Here is a 25,327-nt window from a genome sequence, read left to right on the forward strand (position 1 = left end):
TTGCGATTCCCCTGCGGTTGTTGCGCCAGGATGGCCGGATTCGCAGACTTTCGAATTCACCGGGACGAGCCGGATAACCTGCAGATATGCGTACCACTTCGCCGGTCACCATCGGCCGGGACGCCGAACTCGCTTTGTTCCAGGCAACCCTGAGGGAACTTCAGCGTGCGACCGGCCACACGGTTTTCCTGTTGGGCGAGGCCGGGATGGGGAAGTCCCGACTGGTCGGCGACTGTGCCGCCCAGGCCGCCCGTCTGGGCCTGCCGGTCCTGCGAGGCCGTGGCAGTTCGGCCGGTGCGGGCATGCCGTTCCGTCCGCTCGCCGAGGCACTGCACTCGCGGTTCCGGACCAGCGGCGTCCCGACGGACCCGGAACTCGTGCCGTACCGGTTGGCGTTGGCCCGGCTGGTCCCCGAGTGGCGCAGTCCCGCGTACCCGGGATCGCCGGAGAGCGTGGTCGAACTCGCAGAGGCACTGCTGCGGCTGCTGACCGTGCTCGGCCGGGAGGCGGGCTGCGTCCTGTTTCTGGAGGACCTGCACGACGCGGACTCCGAGACCGTCGCCGTGGTCGAGTACCTGATGGACAATCTGGCCGGACAGCCCGTGCTGCTGGTGGCCACCCTGCGGCCGGACCCCGGGCCCGCGCTGGATCTGGCCCGTGCGGCCGAGCGGCGGCGGTGCGCCTCGGTCGTCGTCCTCGAGCCGCTCGACGAGCAGGGGGCCCGAGCGATCGCGGCCGGCTGCCTCGGTGTGCCGGAGCAGCGGGTGCCCGCCGCGGTGGTCGACCGGCTCATCCGGTGGAGCGACGGCAACCCTTACCTGATCGAGGAGTTGCTCGCCGAGATGGTCCGCTCCGGGGCGCTCTGCGAGCAGGGGTCCTGGGTGGTGGTCGGTGACCTGACCGGCACGGTCCCCGCGACGGTCGTCCAGGGCTACGGGCAGCGCCTCGGCCTGCTCGACCCGCAGACCCGTGAACTCCTGCTGTTCGCAGCGGTCCTGGGCTCGCGGTTCACGCTCTCCACCCTGCAGCTCGTCACCGGGCACGGTGACCGGGCGCTGCTCGATCAGCTGCACGCCGCGGCCCGGGCCAACTTCGTGCTCCCCGATGCCTCGGCGGCCGACGAGTACGTCTTCCGGCACGCCCTCACCGCGCAGGCGCTGCTGGCCGGGGTCTCCCCGGCCGAGCGGGCCGCCCTCGCGCGGCGGGCCGCGGCCGCGCTGCAGGCGGCCGACCCGGCGCTCCTGGACGACCGGTGCCGACTGGTCGCGGGGCTGCTCGTCGCGGGCGGCGACCCCGCCGGTGCGGCGCTGCTCTACGCCGAGGCGGGCCGTCGGGCGCTGGCCGGCGGAGCCTCGGGCACGGCCGTCCTGCTGCTGGAGCGCGGTCACGAGCTCGCCACCGGGCCGGACCGGACGGAGGTCACCGAGTCGCTGCTCTACGCCCTCGCCGAATCCGGCCAGCTCGACCGCGCCTTCGCCCTGGCCGCCACGCTGCCGCAGCTCGGTGCGGCGGCCCTCGGCAGCGAGCGCGGCGTCGCCCTGCACACCCGGCTCGCCTGGGTGGCCGTGATCGCCGAGCGCAGTGTGGACACCGCCCGTCAGGTGGCCGCCGCGAAGGCGCTGCTCGGCGACTCCGGCCGGCCGGAGCAGGCCGCCGCGCTCGCCGTGGTCGAGGCACACCTCGCACTGCTCCCCGGCCAGGGCGGGCGGCCTGCGGACACCGAGCGGCTCGCCCGCGAGGCGGCCGAGGTGGCGGAGCGCGAGAAACTCCCGGTGGTGGCCTGTCAGGCCTGGCAGTTGCTGGCACTACTGGCGCGCGAACGCGGTTTCGACGCGGCGGACGCCTGCCTGGAGCGGATGCTGGCGGTGGCCGAGAAGCACTCCTTGCCGGTCTGGCGGGTGGAGGCGCTGCTGCGGCTGGGTGGGAACGCCTTCATGCGGACCGGCGACGCCCGCAGGCTCGAACAGGCCAGGGACGCCGCAAGGGAGTTGGGGGCGATCGTGCTGACCCAGCGGGTGGAGGGCCTGCTGGCGATGAACTCCGTCCTGCGGGGAGACCGCGGGACGGCTCGCGAGATCATCGACCGCTGCCTCGACGCCAGCGCGCGGATGCGCAACCTCGGGACGCACCGGTACCTGCTGCTCACCTCGGCGACGCTCGCCGCGCACCGGGGCCTACGCCGGGAGATGGAGCGCGATCTGCTGGCCTTCGCCAGGGCCGATGGTTCGGAGTCCTTCCTGACGCCCGTCCTGCTCGGCCTCTGCCGCGCCTTCTGCGCGCTGCTGGAGGAGGACCGGGCGCTGGCGACGGCCGAGCTGGCCGCCGCGGTGGCCTGGGAGGACGAGCATCCGAGCATGTACTACCTGGGCGGCCGGTACGGTCTCGGCCCGCTGCTGGCCGTGCTGGCGGGCACCGCGGGCCGGGCCGAGTACGCCGCCGTTGCGGCCACCCCGGCGGCAGGACTGGCCTGGAACCGGCAGTTCCTGCTGCTCGCCGATGCGGTGCTGCTGGGCCGCGAGGGGCGGCCGGAGGAGGCGATGGCCGTCGTCCGCACGGCACGGCAGAGCGCCGAGCTGTTCCCGACCGGGCATCACCTGGGCCTGCGGCTGCTCGCGGAGGCGGCGCTGGCGGACGGCTGGGGCGACCCGGTGGGGTGGCTGCGGACAGCCGAGGAGCACTTCCACGACCTCGATGTGCCGCCGGTGGTGGGGGCCTGCCGGGCGATGATCCGGCAGGCCGGTGCGAGGGTGGCGCAGCGGCGTGGCGGGCGGGACCGGATACCGGCGGAGCTGCGGGCGCAGGGCGTCACCCCGCGCGAGTACGAGGTCTTCGAGCTGCTGGTCGAGCGGCCCGGCAACAAGGACATCGCCCGCCGGCTCTCCATCTCGCCGCGCACGGTGGAGAAACACCTGGCGAGCCTGATCCACAAGACCGGGCGGTCCGACCGGGCGGCCCTGTGCAGGCTGGCTGTCGGCCTCCGGACGGACTGACCGGCGGGTACCCGGTCAGCCGGGGAGGAAGTCCGGGATGCGGGTGCCGAGGCCCAGGTGCTCGGCGGTGCGGCGGACGAGGTCGGCGACGGCGAGGTCGAGGATGCCCAGGCCGAAGGGGGAGAAGATGGTCAGGGCGGCCTCGTCACGCCGGTAGCCGTCGTCGGCCAGGATCTCGCCGAGCGAGGCCGTGATGAAGTCCCGGTGGTTGACCCGCTGTTCGGCCAGGTGCAGCGAGGTCGCCTCCCGGCAGACGTGGTCGGCGTCGTCGACGATGTTGACACCGGCCAGGATGGTCTCCGGGGTGAGGTCGCGCAGCGACAGGTGGAGCAACAAGGTTCCCGGGCGGCAGGACTCGACGGCGAGATGGGGTGTCGAGGCGGTGGTGGCGAGCGCGATCAGGCGGTGGGCGGCGAGCGCGTCCTCGACCCGGTCGGCCACGGTCACCTTGAGGCCGGGACGCCGGGCCGTGCAGCGGGCGGCGAACGACTCGGCCCGGCTCCGGTCCAGGTCGAAGACGGTCACGGTGTCCAGTTCCGGGAGGAGGGCGGTCAGGAACACCAGCACCTCGAAGTTGATCACGCCGCAGCCGATCAGTGAGACACCGGTCTGCGGCCCCGCGGGCACGAGCGTGGCGGCGGCGAGGGCGGCACTGGCCGCCGTGCGGCGGGCCGAGATGACCGAGGCCTCCAGCAGCGCCTCCGGCTGCCCGGTCCGCATCGAGTTCAGGATGAGCGCCGCGGAGGCCCGCTCCAGCCCGGCGGCCACGTTGCCGGGGAAGGAGGAGATCCACTTGATCCCGGCCACGGGTGTGTCGTCCCCGAGGTACGCGGGCAGGCCGATGATCCGGTCGCGGGCGTTGCCGGGGAAGCGCAGGAAGACCGAGTGCGGGAGTTCGCTCAGCCCCTGCTCGTGCAGCCGGTATGCCTGGCGCACCGCTTCCACCACCTGCGACTCGGCGCCGTCGAGGGCCTGCCGGACCTGACCGGCTCCCAGAATCAGCACGGTGCCACCCCCATGGTCGGCTTCCTTTCCTTCCAGAGGTGGGAGACGTCACCGAAGTGGGCCGTCACCCAGCCGTCGTCGTAGATCGTGTCGAGGTAGCGCTCGCCCCGGTCGGGGAAGACCAGCGCGCAGGTGGAGCCGGGCGGGATGCGGTCGCGCATGCTCAGCGCCGCGGCCACCACCGCACCGGAGGAGCCGCCGGCCAGGATCGACTCGCGGGCGGCGAGCCGCCGGCAGCCGACCACGCAGTCGAGGTCGGCGATGTGCACCACCGCGTCGGCCAGACCCTCGCCGTACAGCTTCGGCCGGACGGCTGCGCCGTGGCCGGGGATCAGCCGGGGGCCCGGGGCGTTGCCGAAGAGGACACTGCCCTCGGCGTCCACCGCGACGACCTTCACCGGCAGACGGTTGGCCCGCACGTACTCCGAGCAGCCCCGCAGGGTGCCGCAGGAGCTGGTCGCGCAGAACAGGTAGTCCACCCCGCCGGGCACCTCTTCGAAGATCTCCCGCATGGTGGCGTGGTGGGCGCGCGGGTTGAGGAGGTTGGAGTACTGGTCAGGCCAGTAGGCGTGGTCGATCCGCTCGACCAGCTCACCGACCCGGCGGATCCGCATCGGCAGGTACTCGCCGGTGGCCGGGTCGGTCTCGGTGACCACCTCGACCTCGGCGCCCAGTGCCCGCATGATCGCGATGTTCTGCCTGTTGGTCCTCGGGTCCACCACGCAGATGAAGCGGAGCCCGAAGTACCCGCACACCTGGGCCAGCCCGATGCCCAGATTGCCCGAGCTGGACTCGACCACCACGGACCGGCCGGGGACGAGATGTCCGTCGCGTATCCGGTCCCGGAGCATCTCCAGCGCGGACCGGTCCTTGATGCTGCCGCCGGGGTTGTGGGCCTCCAGTTTGGCGTACATCCGGACCGGGCTCAACGGGTCGAGCCTGGTCAGCTCGACGAGCGGCGTGCCGCCGATGGTGCCGAGCACCCCGGTCGGCTCGCCGTCAGATTCGCGCATAGTCGGTTCCCAGAGGGTTCGCGCCCACGTGCGGGGCAGGGACGGGGCAGGCGTGGTCATCGGCGCTAACCGCGCGCTGTCTGCTCCATGCGCTGCCGCAGGCTGAGCGGGCGCATGTCCGTCCACACGGTGCCGATGTGCGCCAGGCACTCCTCGCGGCTGCCCCTGGTGCCCTCGGCGCGCCAGCCGAGCGGCAGCTCCCGGTCGGCGAGCCATATCGAGTACTGCTCCTCGTGGTTGAGCACGACCAGGTAGGGGCGGGTGTCGGCGTCTTCCTCGGCCATGAACGGCCCTCCTCGGCGTGTCGTCCCGCCGGCAGGAGTGCCCGGTGCGGGGTGTGTCGTTGCTGGGGTGTGTCGTTGATGCGGTACGGGGCGAGCGTGCCCGCCGCGGCGCGCCGGGACCAGAGACAGACGCGCAGCAGGACCGGCAGCCGACCGTTGCCGGTCCGTCCCTGGTGCCCCGGGGCCCGTGCCCGGCAGGCTGCGCCACGGGCGCGGTGTGCGTCATGGGGATCCGTGGAGGTAGCCGGTGGACAGCGACGACAGCTTCGGGGATGCCGGCCGTGGGACGGGTGCTGCTCGGACGGCGTCGTTCTCGCAGCAGCGGCTCTGGTTCCTCGACCAGCTACGGCCCGGATCGCCGGACTACCTGCTGCCGCTGGCGCTGCGGATCCGCGGCGCCCTGGACACCGCCGCGCTGACCGGCGCCCTGGCCGCCGTCGTGCAGCGGCACGAGGTGCTGCGCACCCGCTGCCTGTCGCTCGGCGGGGAGATCGTGCAGCAGGTCCGCGAGGTCCCCGAACTGGCCTGGGAGCAGCACGATCTGACGGGTTTCACCTCCGAGGAACGCGAGCGCCTGGCCGGTGAGCTGGTCGAGCGCGAGCTGCGCCGCCCCGTCGACCTCGCGGCCGAGCTGCCGATCCGCCCGCTGCTGGCCCGGCTGGCCGACGAGGACCACCTGCTGCTGGTCGTCGTCCACCACATCGCCTTCGACGGGCTCTCCTGGGACCTGCTCGGCGCCGAACTCTCGGCGGGCTACCGCGAGCGGACCGGCGGCGCGCCCGCCGCGCTCGCGCCGTTGCCGGTCCAGTACGCCGACTTCGCCCAGTGGCAGCACGAAAGGCTCTCCGGCCCCCGGCTGGCACAGCGCCTCGACTACTGGCGCACCCGGCTGGCCGGTCTGGCTCCGCTGGAGCTGCCCACCGACCGCCCCCGGCCGCCGGTCTGGGAGGGCGACGGCGACGTCGTACGGTTCGAGCTGCCCGCCGCACTCGTCGCCCGGGTGGACACGTTCGCCCGGGGGCACCGGGTCACCAGGTTCATGGTGCTGCTGGCGGTCTTCCAGGCGCTGCTTGCGCGCTACAGCGGGCAGACCGACATCCCGGTCGGCACCCCCGTCTCGGGCCGCTCGCGGACGGATACGGAGAACCTGATCGGTCTGTTCGTCAACTCAGTGGTGCTGCGCGGCGATCTGACCGGCCGGCCCTCGTTCGAGACCCTGCTGGGCCGGGTGCGGCAGAGCACGCTGGCCGCGCTGACCCACGCCGACGCGCCGTTCGAGCTGATCGTGGACGAGCTGGCCGCCGAGCGGGATCTCTCCCGCAATCCGCTTTTCCAGGTGTCCTTCTCGCTCAACAACGCGGCGGCCGCGCCGATCGAGCTCCCGGGACTGGCAGTCGAGCTGGTCAGGACGCCGCTGGTCGGTTCGGCGTTCGACCTCGCCCTCGACGTCGACCAGCTGCCGGACGGGCGGCTGAACGCCCGGCTCCAGTACGCCACCGCACTGTTCGACCGGACGACGGTGCAGCGCCTCGCGGACAGCCTCCGGCTGCTGCTGGACACCGTGCTGGCCGCACCGGACGCGCCGCTCGACGGGATCGAGCTGATCTCGGCCGAGGACCGGTACGCCACGGTGGAGAAGTGCAACGACACCGCCGAGCCGATGCCTGCGGGCTGCCTGCACGAGCTGCTCGCCTCGCAGGCGGCCCGCACACCGGAGGCCATCGCCGTGCGGTGGCCGTCCGGTGAGCTGAACTACCGTGAACTGGACGGCCGGGCCAACCTGTTGGCGCACCGGCTGCGCGAGGCAGGGGTCGGCCCCGAGGCACTGGTCGGCGTCTGCCTGCGGCGCGGACCCGACCTGGTGGTGGCCCTGCTCGCGGTGCTCAAGGCGGGCGGCGCGTACCTGCCGCTCGCCCCGGAGCATCCCGCGCCGCGCCGCGAGGAGCTGCTCGGCTCGGCCGGTGCCGGTGTGCTCATCACGAGCGCGGACCTCGCACCGGGCGGCTGGGCGGGCGTGGTCGTCCCGGTCGGGACGGGCACCCGGGCCGCGCCGCCCGAGCAGTGGGCGTCGCCGGACAACCTCGCCTACCTGATCCACACCTCGGGCTCCACCGGGCAGCCCAAGGGCGTCACGGTCACCCACCGCAACCTGGTCAACTACGTGAGCTGGGCCGCCAGGACCTATTTGTCGAAGGGCGCGGGTACTCCGCTCTACTCCTCGGTCGCCTTCGACCTGCCCGTCACCTCGCTCTTCCCGGCACTGCTCACCGGCGCCACCGTCACCCTCACCGCCGAGGACAGCACCCCCGGCATCGACTCACTGGTCGCCACCCTGACCGGGGACAGCTTCGACCTGGTGAAGATGACGCCCACTCATCTGGGCATACTCGGGCGCGAGTTGTCGGCCGACGTGCTGCGTACGGCCGCCCCCCACCTGGTGGTCGGCGGCGAGCTGCTGACCGGTGCCATGCTCGCGCCGTGGCAGCGGCACGCGCCCGACACGGTGGTCTTCAACGAGTACGGCCCGACCGAGACGACCGTCGGCTGCTCGGTGCTGGTGCGCCGCGTCGCCGACCTCGAATCGGGCGCGCTCCCGATCGGCGCACCGATCGCCAACACCCGGATGTACGTGCTCGACGACAACCTGCAGCCGGTTCTGCCGGGCGTGGTGGGCGAGTTGTACATCGGTGGTGCGCAGGTGGCGCGCGGCTACCACCGGCGCGGCGATCTCACCGCGGAGCGTTTCGTGCCCGACCCGTTCGGCGCGGAGCCCGGCGGCCGGCTCTACCGCAGCGGCGACCTGGTGCGTCACCGTCCGGACGGCGAGCTGGAGTTCGCCGGCCGGATCGACACCCAGCTGAAGATCCACGGCTTCCGGATCGAACCGGCCGAGGTCGAGGCCGCGCTGACCACCCACCCGGCGGTCCGCGAGGCCGCCGTCGTCGCGCACGGCACCGGCGCCGAGGCACGGCTGGTCGGTTACCTGGTGCCCGCCGAAGGTGCCGCGCCCGAGGTGGACGAGCTGCGCGCGCATCTGGGCCGACTGCTGCCCGAGCATCTGGTGCCCGCCCTGTACGTCTCGCTGCCGCAGATCCCGCTGACCCCGAGCGGCAAGGCCGACCGGCGGGCGCTGCCCGACCCGGCGGCCCACCGGATCGCCGCCGCGACCGGGTCCGGCACCGGGCCGCGCACCCCGATGGAGCACACCGTCGCCGAGCTCTGGGCCGAGCTGCTGGGCATCACCGGCTTCGGCGTGCACGACGACTTCTTCGCACTGGGCGGCAACTCGATCATGGCCACCCGGGTGGCCTTCCGGCTCCGCGAGCTGCTGGCCGTCGAGCTGCCGCTGGCCGAGGTGTTCACCGCCCGCACCGTGGCCCGGCTCGCCGAGGTGCTGGCCGTCGCCGAGCGTGCCGACCGGACGGCGATCACCCCGGTCCCCCATGACGAACCGTTGCCGCTCTCCTTCGCCCAGCAGCGGCTCTGGTTCCTGGACCGGCTGGCGCCCGGCGCCACCGACTACCTCGTCCCGTTCGCGCTGCGGCTGCGCGGCCTGCTCGACCGCGAGGCACTGTTCGGGGCGCTGGACGCGGTCGCGGCACGGCACGCCGTGCTGCGCACCCGGTACGTCGAGCGCGACGGCGAGCCCTTCCAGGTGATCGATGAGGACGCGCGCATCCCGGTGGCGGTGCTGGAGGCACCGGAGGAAGAGGAGGCGATGCGGCTGGTCCACGAGGATCTCGCGCGGCCGTTCGACCTGGCCGCGGAGATCCCGGCCCGGGCGACGATGATCCGGATCGCCGAGCACGACCACATCCTGCTCCTGACGCTGCATCACATCACGCTGGACGGCTGGTCGGCCGACGTACTGGCCGACGAGCTGGCCCGGCACTACTGCGGCCGGCCGGTCGACCCGCTGCCCGTGCAGTACGCGGACTACGCGCTCTGGCAGCGCACCCTGGCCGGCACGCCCGCCTTCGCCGGGATGCTCGACCACTGGCGCGAGCGCCTGGCCGGCCTCCCCGAGCTGGAGCTGCCCACCGACCGGCGACGACCCCGGGTGCGCGACTGGCGGGGCGACCGCGTCGCCGTGGACGTCCCCGCCGACGTCGGCGAGGCCGTCGACGAACTGGCCGCGCGCCGGGGCGTCACCGCGAACGTGGTACTGCTGGCCGTCTTCTACGCCCTGCTCGGCCGCTACACAGGACAGCGGGACCTGGCGGTCGGCACGGCCGTCTCCGGCCGGACCAGGAACGAGACCGAGCAGCTGATCGGCTTCTTCGCCAACACCCTGGTGCTGCGGGGCGATCTGTCCGGCCGGCCCACCTTCAGCGAGCTGCTCGACCGGGTGCACAGGACGGCGCTGGCCGCCTACCGCCACGGCGACCTGCCGTTCGAGCGGATCGTCGAGGAGCTGGCACCCGAGCGCGACCCGTCCCGCAACCCCCTGTTCCAGGTGATGTTCGAGCTGCGCCCACCCGCGACAGGTGCGTTCTCGCTGCCCGGCCTGGAGGCCGAACAGTTCGGCGTCGGCTGGCCGGTCGCCAAGTTCGACCTGATGCTCTCCGTCCAGCAGCACTCGGACGGACACCTGCGCTGCGGCTTCGAGTACGCCACCGCCCTGTTCGACCGCGCCACCATCGAACGGCTGGGCGGCCACTACCGGCGGCTGCTGGCCGCCGTCGTCGCCGATCCGTCGGCACGGCTGGACGAGTGGGAAATCCTCGACGAGGCCGAGCAGCGCGCCCTGGTCGCCGGCGAGGCCGTGCCCGCCCCCACCCCCGCGCACTGCCTGCCCGAGCTGATCGCCGAGCAGGCCGCCCGGACACCGGACGCAACCGCTGTGGTGTTCGGCACCGAGACCCTGAGCTACGCCGAACTCGACGCCAGGGCCGCCAGGTTGGCCCGGCACCTGTACGAGCTCGGCGTCCGCCCCGAGACCCCGGTGGCTGTCGCCGTGCGCCGGGACACCGACCTGGTCACCGCCCTGCTGGCGGTGCACCGGGCGGGCGCGGCGTACGTGCCGATCGACCCCGGCCACCCCCGGCACCGGCGCGACCACGTGCTGCGCGACAGCGGCGCGGCGGTGCTGATCAGCCAGGCCTGGATCCGCGACGAACTGCCGGACAGCGCCGCCGCCCTGGTGCTGCTGGACGAGGACCGCGAGGCGATCGCCGCGCGGAGCGCCGAGCCGCTGCCCCCCGTCGACCCGGCCTCCGCCGCGTACATCGTCTACACCTCCGGCTCCACCGGCCGGCCCAAGGGAGTGGTGGTCAGCCACGAGGCGATCCGCAACCGGGTGCTGTGGACCGTCCGCGAGCACGGCCTCGGCCCCACCGACCGGGTGCTGCAGAAGACCACCGTCGGCTTCGACGCCGCGATGTGGGAGTTCCTGGCCCCCCTGGTCTCCGGCGGCACGGTCGTGGTGGCCGCCGACGGTGTGCCGCGCGACCCGGCGGCGATGGTCCGGGCGGCGGCCGAGCACCGGGTGACGGTGCTCCAGCTCGTCCCTTCCGTGCTGCGGGTACTCGTCCAGGAACCCGGACTCGCCGACTGCACCGCGCTCCGGCTGGTGTTCAGCGCGGGCGAACCGCTGCCCGCCGAACTGTGCGACCGGCTGCTCGCTCTGCTGCCCGTCACCCTGATCAACACCTATGGTCCCACCGAGTGCGCGATCGATGTGACCTCCTGGCAGTACACCGGGGAGGAACCCGGCGAGATCGTCGCGATCGGCCGCCCGATCGACCGCATCAGGACTCTGGTCCTCGACGCCGACGGCCGGCTCACCCCGGTCGGCGTCCCCGGTGAACTCTGCGTCGCCGGTGTCGGGCTGGCCCGGGGCTACGCCGGGCGCGGTGACCTGACCGCCGAGCGGTTCGTCCCCAGCCCCCACCCTCAGAGCCCGGGCGAGCGGCTCTACCGCACCGGTGACCGGGTCCGTCGGCGCGCGGACGGCTGCCTGGAGTACCTCGGCCGGCTCGACCGCCAGGTCAAGCTGCGCGGGGTGCGGATCGAACCCAGCGAGATCGAGGCCGTCCTCTGTGAGCACCCCGGCGTCGCCGCGGCGGCCGTCGGGGTCCACGACGGGCAGCGGCTCGTCGCCCACGTGGTGCCCGTGCCCGGCGCCGACCCCGGGCCGGTCCGGCTGCGGGCCCACCTGGCCGAGCGGCTGCCCGAGTACATGATCCCGTCGGTGCTGCGCACCCTCGCCGCGCTGCCGCTGACCGCCAGCGGCAAGGTCGACCGGGAGGCGCTGCCGGGGCTGGAGGGACACACGGAGGAGCACGTGCCGCCGCGCGGCCCGGTGGAGACCACGGTGGCCGCCGTCTTCGCCGACGTGCTGACGCGGGACCGGGTCGGCGCGCTGGACGACTTCTTCGACCTCGGCGGGCACTCGCTGCTGGCCACCCGGCTGGTGTTCCGGCTGCGCGCGGCCTTCGGGGCCGACGTGCCGGTCGCCGAGGTGTTCACCCGGCGGACGGTCGCCGCTCTGGCGGAGCTGCTGGCCGCCCCGGAGACGCTGGCGGCCGACACCACAGGCCCGGTCACCCCGGTGCCCCGCACCGGGGCGGTGCCGCCCTCCTCGGCGCAACGCCGGATGTGGTTCCTGGACCAGCTCGAACCCGGCAGCCCGGAGTACCTGGTGCCGATGACCCTGCGCCTGCGCGGGCCGCTGGACACCGGGGCGCTCGCCCTTGCACTGGACGAACTGGTGGCCCGCCACGAAGTGCTGCGGACGCGGTACGTCGCGCCCGAAGGCTCGCCCGTCCAGGTCATCGACCCGCCCGCCCCCCTCGGCACCACCCCGGTAGACCTTTCCGGGCTGCCGTACCAGGAGGCGGTCGAGCAGGCCGGGGCGCTGCTCAGGGAGGAGACCGGGCGGCCGTTCCGGCTCGACCGGGAGGCGCCGCTGCGGGTGCTGCTGGTGCGGGTCCGCGCCCAGGAGCACCTCCTCGCACTGACGGCCCACCACATCGCCGTCGACGGCTGGTCGGCCGACGTGCTCACCCGCGATCTGGGGCTGCTCTACCGCGCCTGCCGCGCCGGTACGGAGGTGCCGCCGCGCCCGCCCGTGCAGTACGCCGACTTCGCGGCCTGGCAGGCGCGCTGGGCGGAGAGTCCCAGTCAGGAACGGCACCTGGCGCACTGGCGCGAGCGGCTGGCCGGGCTCACCCCGGTGGAGCTGCCGGCCGACCGTCCGCGCCCGGCCGTCCGCGACGCGCGCGGCGAGCTGCTGGCGATGGCGGTGCCCGCCGATCTCACCGAGGCCGTCGACGCGCTGGCCCGCCGGCACTCGGTGACCCCGTTCGTCATCCTGCTGGCCGCCTTCCATCTGCTGCTCGCCCGGTACACCGGCCAGAGCGACGTCTCGGTGGGCACACCGGTCGCCGGACGCACCCGCCCCGAAGTCGAGCACCTCGTCGGAAACTTCATCAACACCGTCGTGCTCCGGGCCGATCTCGGCGGCGACCCGGGTTTCACCGAGCTGATCGAGCAGGTCCGCCAGGACGTGATCGCGGCCTACAGCCACCAGGACCTGCCCTTCGAGCGGCTGGTCGACGACCTGCAGCCGGAGCGGGATCCCTCCCGCAACCCACTGTTCCAGGTGATGTTCGACCTCCAGCACGCGCAGCGGACTCCGCTCAGCCTCGACGGCATCGCGGTGGAGCGGGTCGCGGCGCCCTGGCAGACCGCCAAGTTCGACCTCACTCTCTCCCTCGGGCGGCGGGCCGACGGCAGTCTGAACGGCCTCTTCGAGTACGCGACGGCGCTGTTCGACCGAGCCACCGTGAAGCGGATGGCCGGGCACTACCTGAGCCTGCTGCGCGGAGTCACCGAGTGCCCCGAGGCGCCGCTGAGCCGCCCGTCGATGCTCACGGAGCCCGAGCGGCGACGGCTGGTCCACGAGTGGAACGACCACGCCCGTGCCGCCGCCGAGACCGTCTGCGTACCGGAGCTGTTCGAGCGGCGCGCCGTGGAGCAGCCGGACGCCGAGGCGGTCGCCTTCGGCTCCGAGACCCTCGGTTACGCCGAACTCAACGAGCGCGCCAACCGGCTCGCCCACCACCTCCGGTCGCTCGGCGTCGGCGGCGAGAGCCTGGTCGCGGTCTGCATGGAGCGCGGTCCGGATGTGGTGGTGGCCCTGCTCGCGGTACTCAAGGCCGGCGGCGCGTACCTGCCCGTCGACCCCGGACACCCGGCGGAGCGGCTCGAGTTCATGCTCCGCGACGCCGGGGTCGCCGCCATCGTCACCACCGACCGGTTCGCCGGCCGGCTGGCGGGCGTCGGCGGCCCGCTGGTGCGTACCGACGGTGACGCGGGCCTGATCGCCGCCCACCCGGCCACCGGCCTCGCGCACCGGGCCGGGCCCGGCGACCTCGCCTACATGATCTACACCTCGGGCTCCACCGGGCAGCCCAAGGGCGTGCTGATCGAGCACGGTTCCTACGCCCACCACTGCCGGGTGATCGCCGAGGCCTACGGCATCCGGTCCGACGACCGGGTGGTGCTGCTCTCCGCGCTCACGTTCGACGTGGCTATGGACCAGATCGCCGCGACCCTGCTCGCGGGCGCCACCGTGGTGGTGGCCGACCCGCTCTTCTGGAGCCCCGCCGAGCTGCCCGACCGGGTCGCCGAGCACCGGATCACCATCATGGAGATCACCCCGGCGTACTACCGGGAGGTGCTGGCCGGGCTCGCCCCCGACGACCCCAGGATGCGGGGTCTGCGGCTGATGAACGTCGGCAGTGACGTGGTCACCGTCGACGACGCGCGCGGCTGGGCGGCCACCGGCCTGCCGGGCCGGTTCCTGTGCAACTACGGCCCGACCGAGGCCACCGTCACCTGCGTACTGCACCCCGTCCCGGCCGATCCGCCGGGCCGCGGCGAGGCGGCGATGCCGATCGGCCGGCCCGTCCCCGGCACCCGGGCGTACGTCCTGGACACGCACGGCCAGCCGGTACCCGTCGGCGTACCGGGCGAACTGCATCTCGGTGGACTGAGGTTGGGCCGTGGCTACCACCGCCGGGCCGCACTCACCGCGGAGAAGTTCATCCCGGACGCGTTCGGCGCCGAGCCCGGCGCCCGGCTTTATCGCACCGGTGACCTGGTCAGGTACCTGGCCGACGGCACGATCGAGTTCCTCGGAAGGATCGACCAGCAGGTGAAGCTGCGCGGCTTCCGCATCGAACTCGGAGAGATCGAGGCCGTGCTGGCCCAGCATCCCGCCGTGCGGGCGGTGGCCGTGGTGGCCAGGGACCTCCGGCCCGGGGACCGCCGGCTGGTCGCCTACCTGGTCCCGGAGGGCGCCACCGCACCCGAGATCACCGAGCTGCGGCGGTACGCGGGCGAGCGGCTCCCCGAGTACATGATCCCGTCGCTCTGGACGACACTGGCCGAACTCCCTCTCACCTCGAGCAAGAAGGTCGACCGCAAGGCCCTGCCGGCCCCCGCACCGGACCGCCCCGAGTTCGAGCATGCGTACGTGGCGCCCCGTGACTCCGCCGAGGAGCTCGTCGCCGGGGTCTGGACGGAGATGCTCGGCATCGACCGGATCGGCGTCCACGACGACGTCTTCGTGCTCGGTGCCCACTCACTGCTCGCCACCCGGGTACTGGCCCGGCTGAGCGCGGTGTTCGGGGTGCGCGTCCCCCTGCGGCGGCTCTTCGAGGCGACCACGGTGGCCACCCTCACCGAAGTGGTGACGGAAGCGGTCGAGGCCCAGATCGCCGAACTCTCCGACGAGGAGGTGGAGGCCCTGCTCTCCCAGCAGGGCTAGGACCCGCCGCGGGGTCTCCCAGCAGGGCCAGGTACGCCACGGGGCAAACGGGCAACCGCCCTCAGGGTCGCGAGGAACTGCGCGACGTCGGCAGGCACCGCAGCCGCGCACCAGCAACTCCGGCCCGAACCACATCCCGTGGTTCGGGCCGGATCCCTTTGGTGCTGCCGCCGACGGGTTCAGCCTGTGGTGGCCGGCTGGGCTTCGGCAGGGGTGGCCTCGGTGAGGCTCGGGGCGGCGCGGACGGCGGGGCTGACAGTGGAGATGACGGCGAGCAGGACCATCCAGCCGGCCAGCAGCCACACTGTGACGTCGGCGCCGTAGCGGCTCAGCAGCAGACCGCCGATCAGCGACCCCAGCGGCACGGCGCCGAACGCGACCATGCCCGCGGCACCGAGCACCCGGCCCCGGATCCGGTCGGGAGTCACAGCAAGCTGGTAGGCGGAGATCACCACGTTCCAGACCGGGCCGACGAAGCACATCAGCGCGTACACCGCGCCGATCAGGTACGGGTTCCGCACGATCAACAGGAGCGGAACGAGCAGCGCCCAGGCCCAGTTGGCCCCGATCACCACCACCTTCATCGACAGCCGCCGCTCCAGCGCGGGGGCGACCAGCGAGCCGACCACACCGCCCACGGCGGCGACGCCGAACATCACGCCGATGGCGGCGGACGACCCGCCGTGCTGCTGGGCGCTCACGATGACGGTCAGGAACAGCGCCTGGAAGAGCAGGTTGCTGCCCGCGATCAGGAAGGTGGTGGTCCGTAGGAAGGGCTGCCGCCAGAGCCAGCGCACTCCCTCGCCGATCTCGGCGCCCAGCTGCGCGAGGTGCCCCCATGTCCCCGGCCGTCCGGGCTGTGCCGGGCGTTCGGCCTGGAAGTCCTTCCGGATCATCAGCAGTGCGCCCATCGACACCAGGTAGCTGAACGCGTCGAAGAGGAACGGAACGGCCCGGCCGAGCCCGAACAGCACTCCGCCGAGCGGCTGGCCGAGCATGGCGGCGCCCCGCGCCCGGGCCTCGTTGTGCGAAAGCGCCAGGGCGAGTTGAGAGGGGTGCACCACATTGGGTACCGCCGCCGATGCGGCGATCCTGAAGCAGACGGTGAGGGTGCCCTCGATGAAGCCCGCCACCAGCACGTGGGCCAGATGCAGGTGTCCGGCGAGCAGGGCGGCCGCGACGCTGCCGACGGTGAGGCCGCGCAGCACGTCGCACCAGATCATCGTCCGCTTGCGGTTCCACCGGTCGACCAGTGCTCCGGCCGGCAGCTGGAACAGCAGCTGCGGGAGCAGCGCGACGAAGCCGGTGAATCCCGCGTCGGCGGGCGAGCCGGTCAGGGCCAGCACCAGCAGCGCGTAGGCGACGGTGGAGACGTTCGAGCCGAGGCTCGACACCGCGGAACCCTGCCAGAGCAGCAGGAAGTCCCGATTGCGCAGCAATGACGGCACCTTGTCGGTCATGCGTCGATGCTGCGCGGACCGGTCGGTGGGCCACAGAGAAGGACGGGCACTCACACACGCAGTCCTGTCTGCCTGAACGAGCGCCGCGCTGACCCTGCTACCGCCGGCCGCCCGGTGTGCAGCCTGGATGCGGTCAGTGTCGCCCGGGTCCGGGGTCGATCCACGGCAGGTATCAGGAAGGCTGAGGATGAGCACGAGCTCGATCTCCCGCGCGGAGTTGTTGAAGCGGCGCCTGCGGGGCCTGGCGAGGGCGGCGCAGGACAGCGGGATCACGCCGGTGGCCCGGGGTGAGGCGCTGCCGCTGTCGTTCGCGCAGCGCCGGCTCTGGCTGCTGGATCAGATCCAGCCCGGCAGCACCGAGTTCCTGATGCCCCTGCGGCTGCGGCTGCGCGGCGAGTGGGACGCGTCGGCACTGCGGCGCGCGCTGGACGAGGTCGTCGCCAGGCACGAGGTGCTGCGCACCCGGTACACGACCCGGGACGGCGAGCCCGTCCAGGTGATCGACGAGCCGGGCCCGTCGGCGTTCACCCTTCTCGACCTGCGCGGCACCGGCCGGGAGGCGGCCGAGCACAGGCTGGCCGAGCTGGAGAACGAAGCCGGTGCGCGCCCGTTCGACCTGGCTGCCGAGCAGCCGCTCCGGGCGCTGCTGGTGCGGCTGGCCGACGACGACCAGGTGTTACTCCTGACGTTGCATCACATCGCCTTCGACGGCTGGTCGGAGACCACCCTGCTCACCGAACTCGACCAGCTTTACGCGGCGTTCGCCGCGGGCCGGCCCTCCCCGCTGGCCGCGCCGCCCGTGCAGTACGCGGACTTCGCCGTCTGGCAGCGCCGGCGCCTCTCCGGCACCCGCCTCGCCGGGCAGCTCGACCACTGGCGCAGCGCGCTGGCCGGTCTGGAACCGCTGGAGCTGCCCACCGACCGACCGCGCGGGCCCGTCCGCTCGACCGACGGTGCCGGTGTCGACTTCACCGTGCCGGCCGGGACGGCCGAGCTCCTGGTCCAGCTGGGGCGGCAGCACGGGGCAACCCCGTTCATGGTCTTCCTGGCCGCCTACCAGCTGCTGCTCGGCCGCTACAGCGGGCAGCACGACGTGGTGGTCGGCAGTCCGGTGGCCGGCCGGGACGAGGCGGCCACGCACGGGATGATCGGGCTGTTCGTCAACATGGTGGTGCTGCGTACCGACCTTTCCGGCGAGCCGTCCTTCGTGGATCTGCTGGCCCGGGTGCGGGAGACCGCGCTCGACGCCTACGAGCACCAGGAGACCCCGTTCGAGCAGCTGGTCGACGTGTTGGCGCCCGTGCGCGACGCGTCCCGCACGCCGATCTTCCAGACGGTCTTCCAGCTGGAGACGAGGGATCCCGCCGCCCGGACCGGCCTGGCCGCCGAGCCCGAGCCGGTCGGCTGGAGCGTGGCCAAGTACGACCTGGGACTGACCCTGGGCACCCGGCCGGACGGTTCGCTGTCGGGCCGGCTCGACTACGCCACCGCGCTGTTCGACGCGGCGACCGCGCAGCGGCTGGTCGGCCACTATCTGCACCTCCTGACGAGTATCGCCGCCGCCCCCGGCGCCCGGGTGAGCGGGCTGGAGCTGCTGACCGGCGCCGAGCGCGAGCAGCTGGCCGCCCGGCACGCCGCCGCCCACGACTTTCCGACCGCGCCGTCGCTGCCCGAGGCGTTCCAGGCCTGGGCCGCGCGCACCCCGGACGCGACCGCGGCGAGCTACGAGGGCGCTGCGCTGACCTACGCCGAGCTCAACACCGGAGCCAACCGGCTGGCGCACCGGCTGAGCTCGCTCGGCGTGACAGCGGATTCACTGGTCGGTGTCCGGCTCGACCGCGGCCTCGACCTGGTGGTGGCCCTGCTCGGGGTGCTCAAGTCCGGCGCCGGGTACCTCCCGCTCGACCCGGGCCAGCCGGCCGACCGGCTGGCCTACATCCTCGACGACGCCGCGGTGACGGTGGTGGTCTCCCGGGACGAGGTGCCGGGTGACGGTGTCACCACCGTGGCGCCGGAGGCGGATCCGGCCGACTGGCCGGACACCGACCCGGCGCCCGTGGCCGGCCCGGAGAACACCGCCTACGTCATCTACACCTCGGGCTCCACCGGCCGCCCCAAGGGCGTGCCCGTGACCCACCGCAACGTACTGCGCCTGCTGGCCTCCTGCGCAGCCGACTTCGGCTTCGGCCCCCACGACGTGTGGACGCTGTTCCACTCCTACGCCTTCGACTTCTCGGTCTGGGAGCTGTGGGGAGCCCTGCTGCACGGCGGCAGGGTCGTGGTCGTGCCGTTCGCCACCTCGCGCTCCCCGCAGGACTTCCTCGGCCTGCTCGTCGCCGAGCGGGTCACCGTGCTCAACCAGACCCCGTCGGCCTTCCGGGGCCTGATCGAGGCCGTCGAAGCCGCCGATGTGGCACCGGACGTGCTCTCGTTGCGGAAGGTGGTGTTCGGCGGTGAGGCCCTGGACGTGGCCGAGCTGTCGCCCTGGTTCGAACGGTTCGGCGACACCACCCCGGCGCTGGTCAACATGTACGGGATCACCGAGACCACCGTCCATGTGACGTACCACCAGGTCGGCGCGGCCGAGACCACGGCCGTCCGCCGCAGCCCGATCGGCCGGCCGCTGGGCGACCTGCGGGTGTACGTGCTGGACGAGGAGCTCAACCCGGTGCCCGTCGGCGTGCCCGGGCAAATCCACGTCTCCGGGCCGGGGCTGGCGCGCGGCTACCTGGGCCGGGCGGCGCTGACCGCCGACCGGTTCGGCCCGGACCCGTACGCGCCGGTGCCGGGCGCGCGGATGTACCGTACCGGCGACCTGGCCCGCTACGGCGTGGACGGTGGCCTGGAGTTCCTGGGCCGGGCCGACGACCAGGTCAAGATCCGCGGCTACCGGATCGAGCCCGGCGAGGTCGAGGCTGCCGTCACCGGCCACCCCGGGGTGGAGAAGAGCGTGGTGCTCGCCCATCGCCGTCCGGGGGAGCGCGAGTCGCGGCTGGTCGCCTACTACACCACCACGGCAGACCGGGCGGCCGGTGTGGCGGAGCTGCGCGACCACCTCGGCCGGGTGCTGCCCGCCTACATGGTGCCCGCGGTCTTCGTCCCGCTGGACGTGCTCCCGGTGACCGCCAACGGGAAGACCGACCGCCGGGCGCTGCCCGATCCGGACGCCCACCGGGCGCACGCGGAGGAGGAGCACATCGCCCCGAGGACGCCCGTCGAGCGGGTGATGGCGGAGAGCTGGGCCGAGGTGCTAAGCCTGCCCCGGGTGGGCGTGCGGGACAACTTCTTCGCCCTCGGCGGGGATTCGATCCGGGCCATCCGGGTGGTGGGCGCGCTGCGCCCGCGCGGGATCGAACTGACCGTCCAGAACCTGCTGGTGCACCAGACCGTCGAGGCCCTGGCCCGGTACGCCGAGTCGGCCGGGCCGGCCACCGAGGTCAGCCCCGAGGAACGGCGGATCGCCCCGTTCGCGCTGCTCTCGCCGCAGGACCGGGCGAAGCTGCCCACCGGTCTGTCCGACGCCTACCCGATGTCCATGGTGCAGGCCGCCATGGTCTACCAGATGGTCTCGGACCGGGACGAGAGCCCGTACCACAACATCACTCTCTTCCCCTTCACCGACGACGCCCCGTTCTCGCTCCCCGCGATGCGTGCGGCGGCGGCGCTGCTGGCCCGGCGGCACGAGATCCTGCGCACCTCCTTCGCTCTCTCCGGCTTTTCGGAGCCGCTCCAACTCGTGCACACGAACGGCACGGTGGAGGTCGGCTTCGACGACCTGCGCCCGCTCGGCCGGGACGGGGCGGCGGAGGCCGTCGAACGCTTCACCGAGGAGACCCGCAGGGCCCCGTTCGACATCACCCGGGCCCCGATGCTCCGCTTCCACGTGCACCTGACCGCCGACGACCGTTGGACCTTCTCGTTCATCGAGTGCCACGCCATCCTCGACGGCTGGAGCCACCACTCGCTGATCACCGAGGTGATGGCGGACTACCGGGCGATCCGGGACGGGCGTGAACCCGCCCCCGCCCCCACCCACACCGTCCGCTTCGCCGACCACATCGCCCTGGAACGGGACTCGCTGGCCTCCGGGGCGGACCGCGCCTTCTGGCAGGACAGGACAGGCCGGTTCGACCGGGTCGAGCTGCCGGAGAGCTGGGCCGCCGCACCGGGCTCGGGCGAGCTGCCGTACCTGATCACCGTCCCGTTCCGGGACCTGGAGCCCGGGCTGCGCCGGCTGGCCGCCGCCGCGGGAGCCCCGCTCAAGAGCGTCCTGTTCGCCGCCCACCTGAAGGCCCTCAGCGTGATCAGCGGCTCGCACCGGTTCCACACCGGTCTCGTCTGCAACGGGCGGCTGGAGACCAGGGGCGGCGAGTCGGTGCGCGGCATGCACCTGAACACCCTGCCGCTCGGTGTCGAACTGACCGGCGCGACCTGGTCCGAACTGGTCGGCCAGGTCTTCGCCGAGGAGGTCGCGGCCTGGCCGCACCGCCGTTTCCCGCTGCCGGAGATGCAACGCGAGTGGGGCGCCGGCACACCGCTGGTCGACGTCGCCTTCACCTACCTCGACTTCCACGTCCTGGACCGCAGCAGGATCGAGTCGGCGAACGTCGTCGACGTCAGCCCCAACGAGTTCGGGCTCGACGTCTGGACCTTCCCCGGCGTGCTGTACGTCTCCGGGCAGCCCGCCCGGATCAGCCGCGCCAACGGGGAGCGGCTGGCCGGGATGTACCGCCGGATCCTGGCGGCGATGGCCGCAGACCCGGCCGGAGACGCCCGCGGTACCGCCCTCGACGAGACCGAGGCGCAGCGGCTGCTCTCCTTCGCCGCCGGGCCCGGCGCGGACTACCCGTACGCATGCCTGCACGAGCTGTTCGAGCGTCAGGTCGGCCGCACCCCGGACGCCGTCGCCCTGCGCTGCGCCGACAGCAGCACCGTCAGCTACGCCGAACTCAACGCCCGTGCCAACCGGTTGGCCCGCCACCTGCGGTCACTGGGCGTCGGCCGGGAGAGCCGGGTCGGCGTCCTGCTACGCCGCGGGCCCGAGCTGGTGGTCGCGCTGCTGGGCGTACTCAAGGCGGGCGCCGCCTACCTGCCGCTCGACCCCGGCCACCCCGCGCCCCGGCTTGCCGCCCTGCTGGCCGGGACCCGGGCCGCCCTGGTGCTCTCCCAGGGCGAGTTGGCCGGGCTGGTGGCCGACGGCCCGGCCCGGGTGCTGCTGTTGGACGGGGAGGTGCCGCTCGGCGACCGATCGCCGGAGAACCTCGGCCGGACGGCCGATCCGGACGGCCTCGCCTACATCGTCTACACCTCCGGCTCCACCGGCGCGCCGAAGGGTGTGATGATCGAGCACCGTAACCTGGTCAACTATGTCTCCTGGTGCCTGGGCGGCTACACACCACTCGGTGGCACGGGCGCACCGCTGTACTCCTCGATGGCCTTCGACCTGCCCGTCACCTCGCTCTTCCCCGCGCTGCTGTCCGGGCAGCCGGTGACCCTCACCGAGGACGACGGCACACCCGGGATCGACGCGCTGGTAGCCGAGTTGGAGCGGGGCGGCTTCGGTCTGCTCAAGCTGACCCCGTCGCACCTGGCTCTGCTCAACCAGTCCCTGTCGCCCGAGGGGGTCCGCCGCGCGGCCGGCCGCCTGATCGCCGGCGGCGAGGAGCTGACCAGGGAGATGGTCTCCAGCTGGGCGGAGCACGCCCCGGACACCGTGGTCGACAACGAGTACGGGCCGACCGAGACGACCGTCGGCTGCTCGCACCTGGAGGCTGCCGCCGCCGAACTCGAAGCGGGTGTGCTGCCGATCGGGCGGCCCTTCGCGAACACCACGATGCGGGTGCTGGACCGGAATCTCGAACTCGTCCCGGTCGGGGTGGCGGGTGAGCTGTACATCGGCGGGGCGCAGCTGGCCCGGGGCTACGTCGAACGCCCTGAGCTGACCGCCGAGCGCTTCGTGCCGGATCCCTACGCTGCGGAGCCGGGCCAACGCCTGTACCGCACCGGGGACTTGGCCAAGTACCGGGAGGACGGCGTGCTGGAGTTCGCCGGCCGGGTGGACCACCAGGTGAAGATCCGGGGGTACCGGATCGAGCTGGGCGAGATCGAGGCCGCGCTGCGCGGCCACGCCGACCTCCGCGACGTCGCGGTCCGCGTGCACACCACGAGGGGCGGCGAGAAGGAGCTGGTCGCCTACCTGGTGCCGGCCGAGGGCGCCGAGATCGACGCCGCCGGGCTGCCCGCCCGACTGGCCCGGACCCTGCCGCCCTACCTGGTGCCGTCCGGGTACCTGGTGCTCGACGACCTGCCCATGACCGCGAGCGGCAAGGTGGACACCGCCGCGCTGCCGGAGTTCGCGGGCGGCGCCTCGACGCGCGGCTACCGGGCGCCGCGGACGGCGGTGGAGAACGTGCTGGCCAGGGCCTGGGCCAAGGCACTGGGTCTGCCCAGGGTCGGGGTCGACGACAGCTTCGTGGAGCTCGGCGGCCACTCGCTCACCGTGATGCGGGTGATCGTCGCACTCCGCACCGAGCACGGCATCCGGCTCTCCTTCCAGGACTTCTACCGGCACCGGACAGTGGCCGAACTGGCCCGGGTGGTGGCCGATTCCGCGACCGGGGAGGCAGGCACGGGGGCCGGCGGGGCGGAGAGCGCGGACGCGATCGTCTGGCTCCGCCGGGAAGGGACGAGGCCGCCGCTGTTCTGCGTCCACCCCGGCAGCGCGCACTGGTTCGCCCAGCTCGCCGAACACCTCGACGAGGACCAGCCGGTGGGTGTGTTCGAGTGGCCCGGGCTGACCCGCCCGTGCCGCGCCCCCGAGAGCGTCGAGCAGATCGCCGAACTCAACCTCGCCGAGCTGCGCCGGGCCGCACCGACCGGCCCGTACCGGCTGCTCGGCTGGTGCGGCGGCAGCCAGATCACCACCGAGATGGCCCGGCGGCTGTACGAGGCCGGCGAGGACGTCACGTTCCTCCTGCTGGACCCGGCACTGGACACCTACGAGCGCGAGAACATGCGGGAGTTCATGGACACCTTCCTGCGGGCCGAGGCCCTGCTGGCCCGGCTCGACGCGGCCGGTGAGGACGAGGTCGACGAGGTCCAGCGGCAGGCGCATGCCGTCCTCAACGTCATCGTCGACGACGGCGAGGTCGATCCGCCGGTGCCCGGGGACGAGTTCTGGCCCACCCGGGTGCGGGTCTGGCGTCAGTTGCTGCAGACCCGGCTGAACTACCGGCACCGGGCCTACCCGGGGAAGCTGCACCTGCTCGCGGGGGACGAGCTGGCCGCCGGGCAGCACGAGGTCGCGATCGGCGTCAGCTTCACGGACTTCACCAGCCGGTGGGCCGAACTGGCCCACGGCGGTCTCGAGGTGTACCGGGTGTCCGGCAACCACCTCGGGGTCCTGCGCGCCCCCCACGTCGGCGAGGTGGCCGAGGTGCTCACCCGCCTGCTGGACACGGGGAACCAGCAGCCCCAGAAATGACTGGCCGCCAGGTAATGAAAAGGGAAGTGCACTGATGTCGATGGACCTTGAGGTCGGCACCCATGCCGACGGGATGACACTGAACAGAGCCGACGCGCCGGCGGTCGAAGAGGTGGCGGGAGCGCTGCTGTCGACGGCCGGCAGACGGATCGACGACGTGGCATGGCTGCGGGAGGCCGGACGGCGCTGGCACGACCTGCCGGTCTCGCTGCGGAAGTCGCTGGCGGCCTTCCGGCGCGACTCCGGCCCCGCCGGGGCCTTCGTGCTCCGGGGGCTGCCGGTGAACCCGGCACTCGTCCCCGGGACGCCGATGGTGAGCGGTTCGGTGCAGCGGGAGGCGACCGTCGCCGCGGCCGCGCTGATGCTCGTCACCAACGCGCTGGGCGATCCGGTCTCCTTCCGCCCGGAGAAGTCCGGCGCGATGGTGCACGACGTCGTCCCGGTGCCCGGCAACGAGGAGTTCCAGGGCAATGAGGGGTCGGTGCTGCTGACCTTCCACAACGAGAACGTCTTCCACCCGCACCGCCCGGACTACGTCCTGCTGCTCTGTCTGCGGGCCGACCACCACCGGGTGGCCGGGCTGCGGACGGCCTCCATCCGGCAGGTGGCCCGGCTGCTGAGCGACGAGAGCCGCGAGGCGCTGTTCCGGCCGGAGTTCGTCAGCGCGCCGCCGCCTTCGTTCGGCCTGCCACCGGGGGAATCGGAGCCGCACGCGGTGCTGAGCGGCGCACCCGAGGACCCGGACGTCCGGGTGGACTTCGCGGCCACCGACCCGCTGACCCGGCGGGCCGACGCCGCGATGCGGGAGCTGCAGGCGCTGTTCGCCGAGCACGCGCTGACCCACTACCTGACCCCCGGTGACCTCGCCATCGTGGACAACCGGGTGACGGTGCACGGGCGGACGGGGTTCACCCCGCAGTACGACGGCCGGGACCGCTGGCTGCAGCGCACCTTCGCCGTCCAGAACCTGCGTCGCTCGCGTGTCCACCGGGCGGACGACGGGCACGTGCTGGTCGGCTGAGCTCCGGCCCGATTGGCCGGTACGAGCACCGCGGTGGCGGGGCACCCCTAGGGGGGGAGTGCCCTGCCACCGCGGCCTTTCCGGGAGACGTACGGGTTACGGGAGGCGTACCGGCTTGACGGGGCGTACGGGCTTCCGGAGACGTGAGACGTGGAGGTTCCGGAGACGTGGAGGTTCCGGGGGCGTACGGGTTCCGGGGGCGTACGGGTTCCGGATGCGCACAGGTCTCCGGAGGCGCCCGGGCTTCCCGAGGCGTACAGCGCAGAAGGCGGGCCGCCCCCGTCCTGCAGGGG

8 protein-coding genes are annotated in these 25,327 nt (G+C 73.2%); 4 read left to right on the plus strand and 4 right to left on the minus strand.

The genetic code is table 11. The annotated features are described in order from the left end of the window. Positions 1-86: 86 nt before the first annotated feature. Positions 87-2,990 carry an AAA family ATPase gene (locus tag ACFWVV_RS11755; protein ID WP_384346495.1) on the plus strand — a complete coding sequence of 968 codons (2,904 nt, stop codon included), beginning with the start codon at positions 87-89 and terminating at the stop codon, positions 2,988-2,990. Positions 2,991-3,005: 15 nt separating this feature from the next. Here ACFWVV_RS11755 and sbnB read toward each other — a convergent pair whose 3' ends face one another. The 3 genes from sbnB to ACFWVV_RS11770 all read right to left on the minus strand — a co-directional run bounded on the left by sbnB (position 3,006) and on the right by ACFWVV_RS11770 (position 5,292). After that, complete coding sequence (sbnB, locus tag ACFWVV_RS11760; protein ID WP_384346492.1) at positions 3,006-3,995, minus strand: 2,3-diaminopropionate biosynthesis protein SbnB; 990 nt, start codon at positions 3,993-3,995, stop codon at positions 3,006-3,008. Continuing rightward, on the minus strand, positions 3,989-5,008 hold the full coding sequence (gene sbnA, locus ACFWVV_RS11765; protein WP_384346489.1) for a 2,3-diaminopropionate biosynthesis protein SbnA: 1,020 nt from the start codon (positions 5,006-5,008) through the stop codon (positions 3,989-3,991). Before sbnA ends, sbnB begins: the two co-directional genes overlap by 7 nt. Before the next feature lie 65 nt (positions 5,009-5,073). Further along, positions 5,074-5,292 carry an MbtH family protein gene (locus ACFWVV_RS11770; RefSeq protein WP_384346487.1) on the minus strand — a complete coding sequence of 73 codons (219 nt, stop codon included), beginning with the start codon at positions 5,290-5,292 and terminating at the stop codon, positions 5,074-5,076. A 247-nt stretch (positions 5,293-5,539) separates the two neighbouring features. Here ACFWVV_RS11770 and ACFWVV_RS11775 point away from each other — a divergent pair, with 247 nt between their 5' ends. Further along, positions 5,540-15,070, plus strand: coding sequence for an amino acid adenylation domain-containing protein (locus ACFWVV_RS11775; RefSeq protein WP_384346484.1), 9,531 nt, complete (start codon positions 5,540-5,542; stop codon positions 15,068-15,070). 179 nt (positions 15,071-15,249) lie between these two features. On the opposite strand, the gene ACFWVV_RS11780 is transcribed toward ACFWVV_RS11775, so the two are convergent. Continuing rightward, entirely contained in the window at positions 15,250-16,584 is a 1,335-nt protein-coding gene (locus ACFWVV_RS11780) for an MFS transporter (RefSeq protein WP_384346481.1), read from the minus strand. 133 nt (positions 16,585-16,717) lie between these two features. Between ACFWVV_RS11780 and ACFWVV_RS11785 the strand changes: the two genes are divergently transcribed. Continuing rightward, positions 16,718-24,013: an amino acid adenylation domain-containing protein gene (locus ACFWVV_RS11785; protein WP_384346478.1), complete on the plus strand. Its 7,296-nt coding sequence runs from the start codon at positions 16,718-16,720 to the stop codon at positions 24,011-24,013. Positions 24,014-24,047: 34 nt separating this feature from the next. Continuing rightward, positions 24,048-25,034: a TauD/TfdA family dioxygenase gene (locus tag ACFWVV_RS11790; protein WP_384346475.1), complete on the plus strand. Its 987-nt coding sequence runs from the start codon at positions 24,048-24,050 to the stop codon at positions 25,032-25,034. The last annotated feature ends 293 nt before the right edge of the window (positions 25,035-25,327 follow it).

It is taken from the genome of Streptomyces sp. NPDC058663, from assembly GCF_042716745.1.
GTDB lineage: Bacteria > Actinomycetota > Actinomycetes > Streptomycetales > Streptomycetaceae > Streptomyces.

Excerpts from the sequence above, each read along its gene's own strand:
- ACFWVV_RS11755 (WP_384346495.1), top strand. The coding sequence starts at position 87 with ATGCGTACCACTTCGCCGGTCACCATCGGCCGGGACGCCGAACTCGCT.
- ACFWVV_RS11785 (WP_384346478.1), top strand. The coding sequence starts at position 16,718 with ATGAGCACGAGCTCGATCTCCCGCGCGGAGTTGTTGAAGCGGCGCCTG.
- ACFWVV_RS11770 (WP_384346487.1), bottom strand. The coding sequence starts at position 5,292 with ATGGCCGAGGAAGACGCCGACACCCGCCCCTACCTGGTCGTGCTCAAC.
- sbnA (WP_384346489.1), bottom strand. The coding sequence starts at position 5,008 with ATGCGCGAATCTGACGGCGAGCCGACCGGGGTGCTCGGCACCATCGGC.
- ACFWVV_RS11790 (WP_384346475.1), top strand. The coding sequence starts at position 24,048 with ATGTCGATGGACCTTGAGGTCGGCACCCATGCCGACGGGATGACACTG.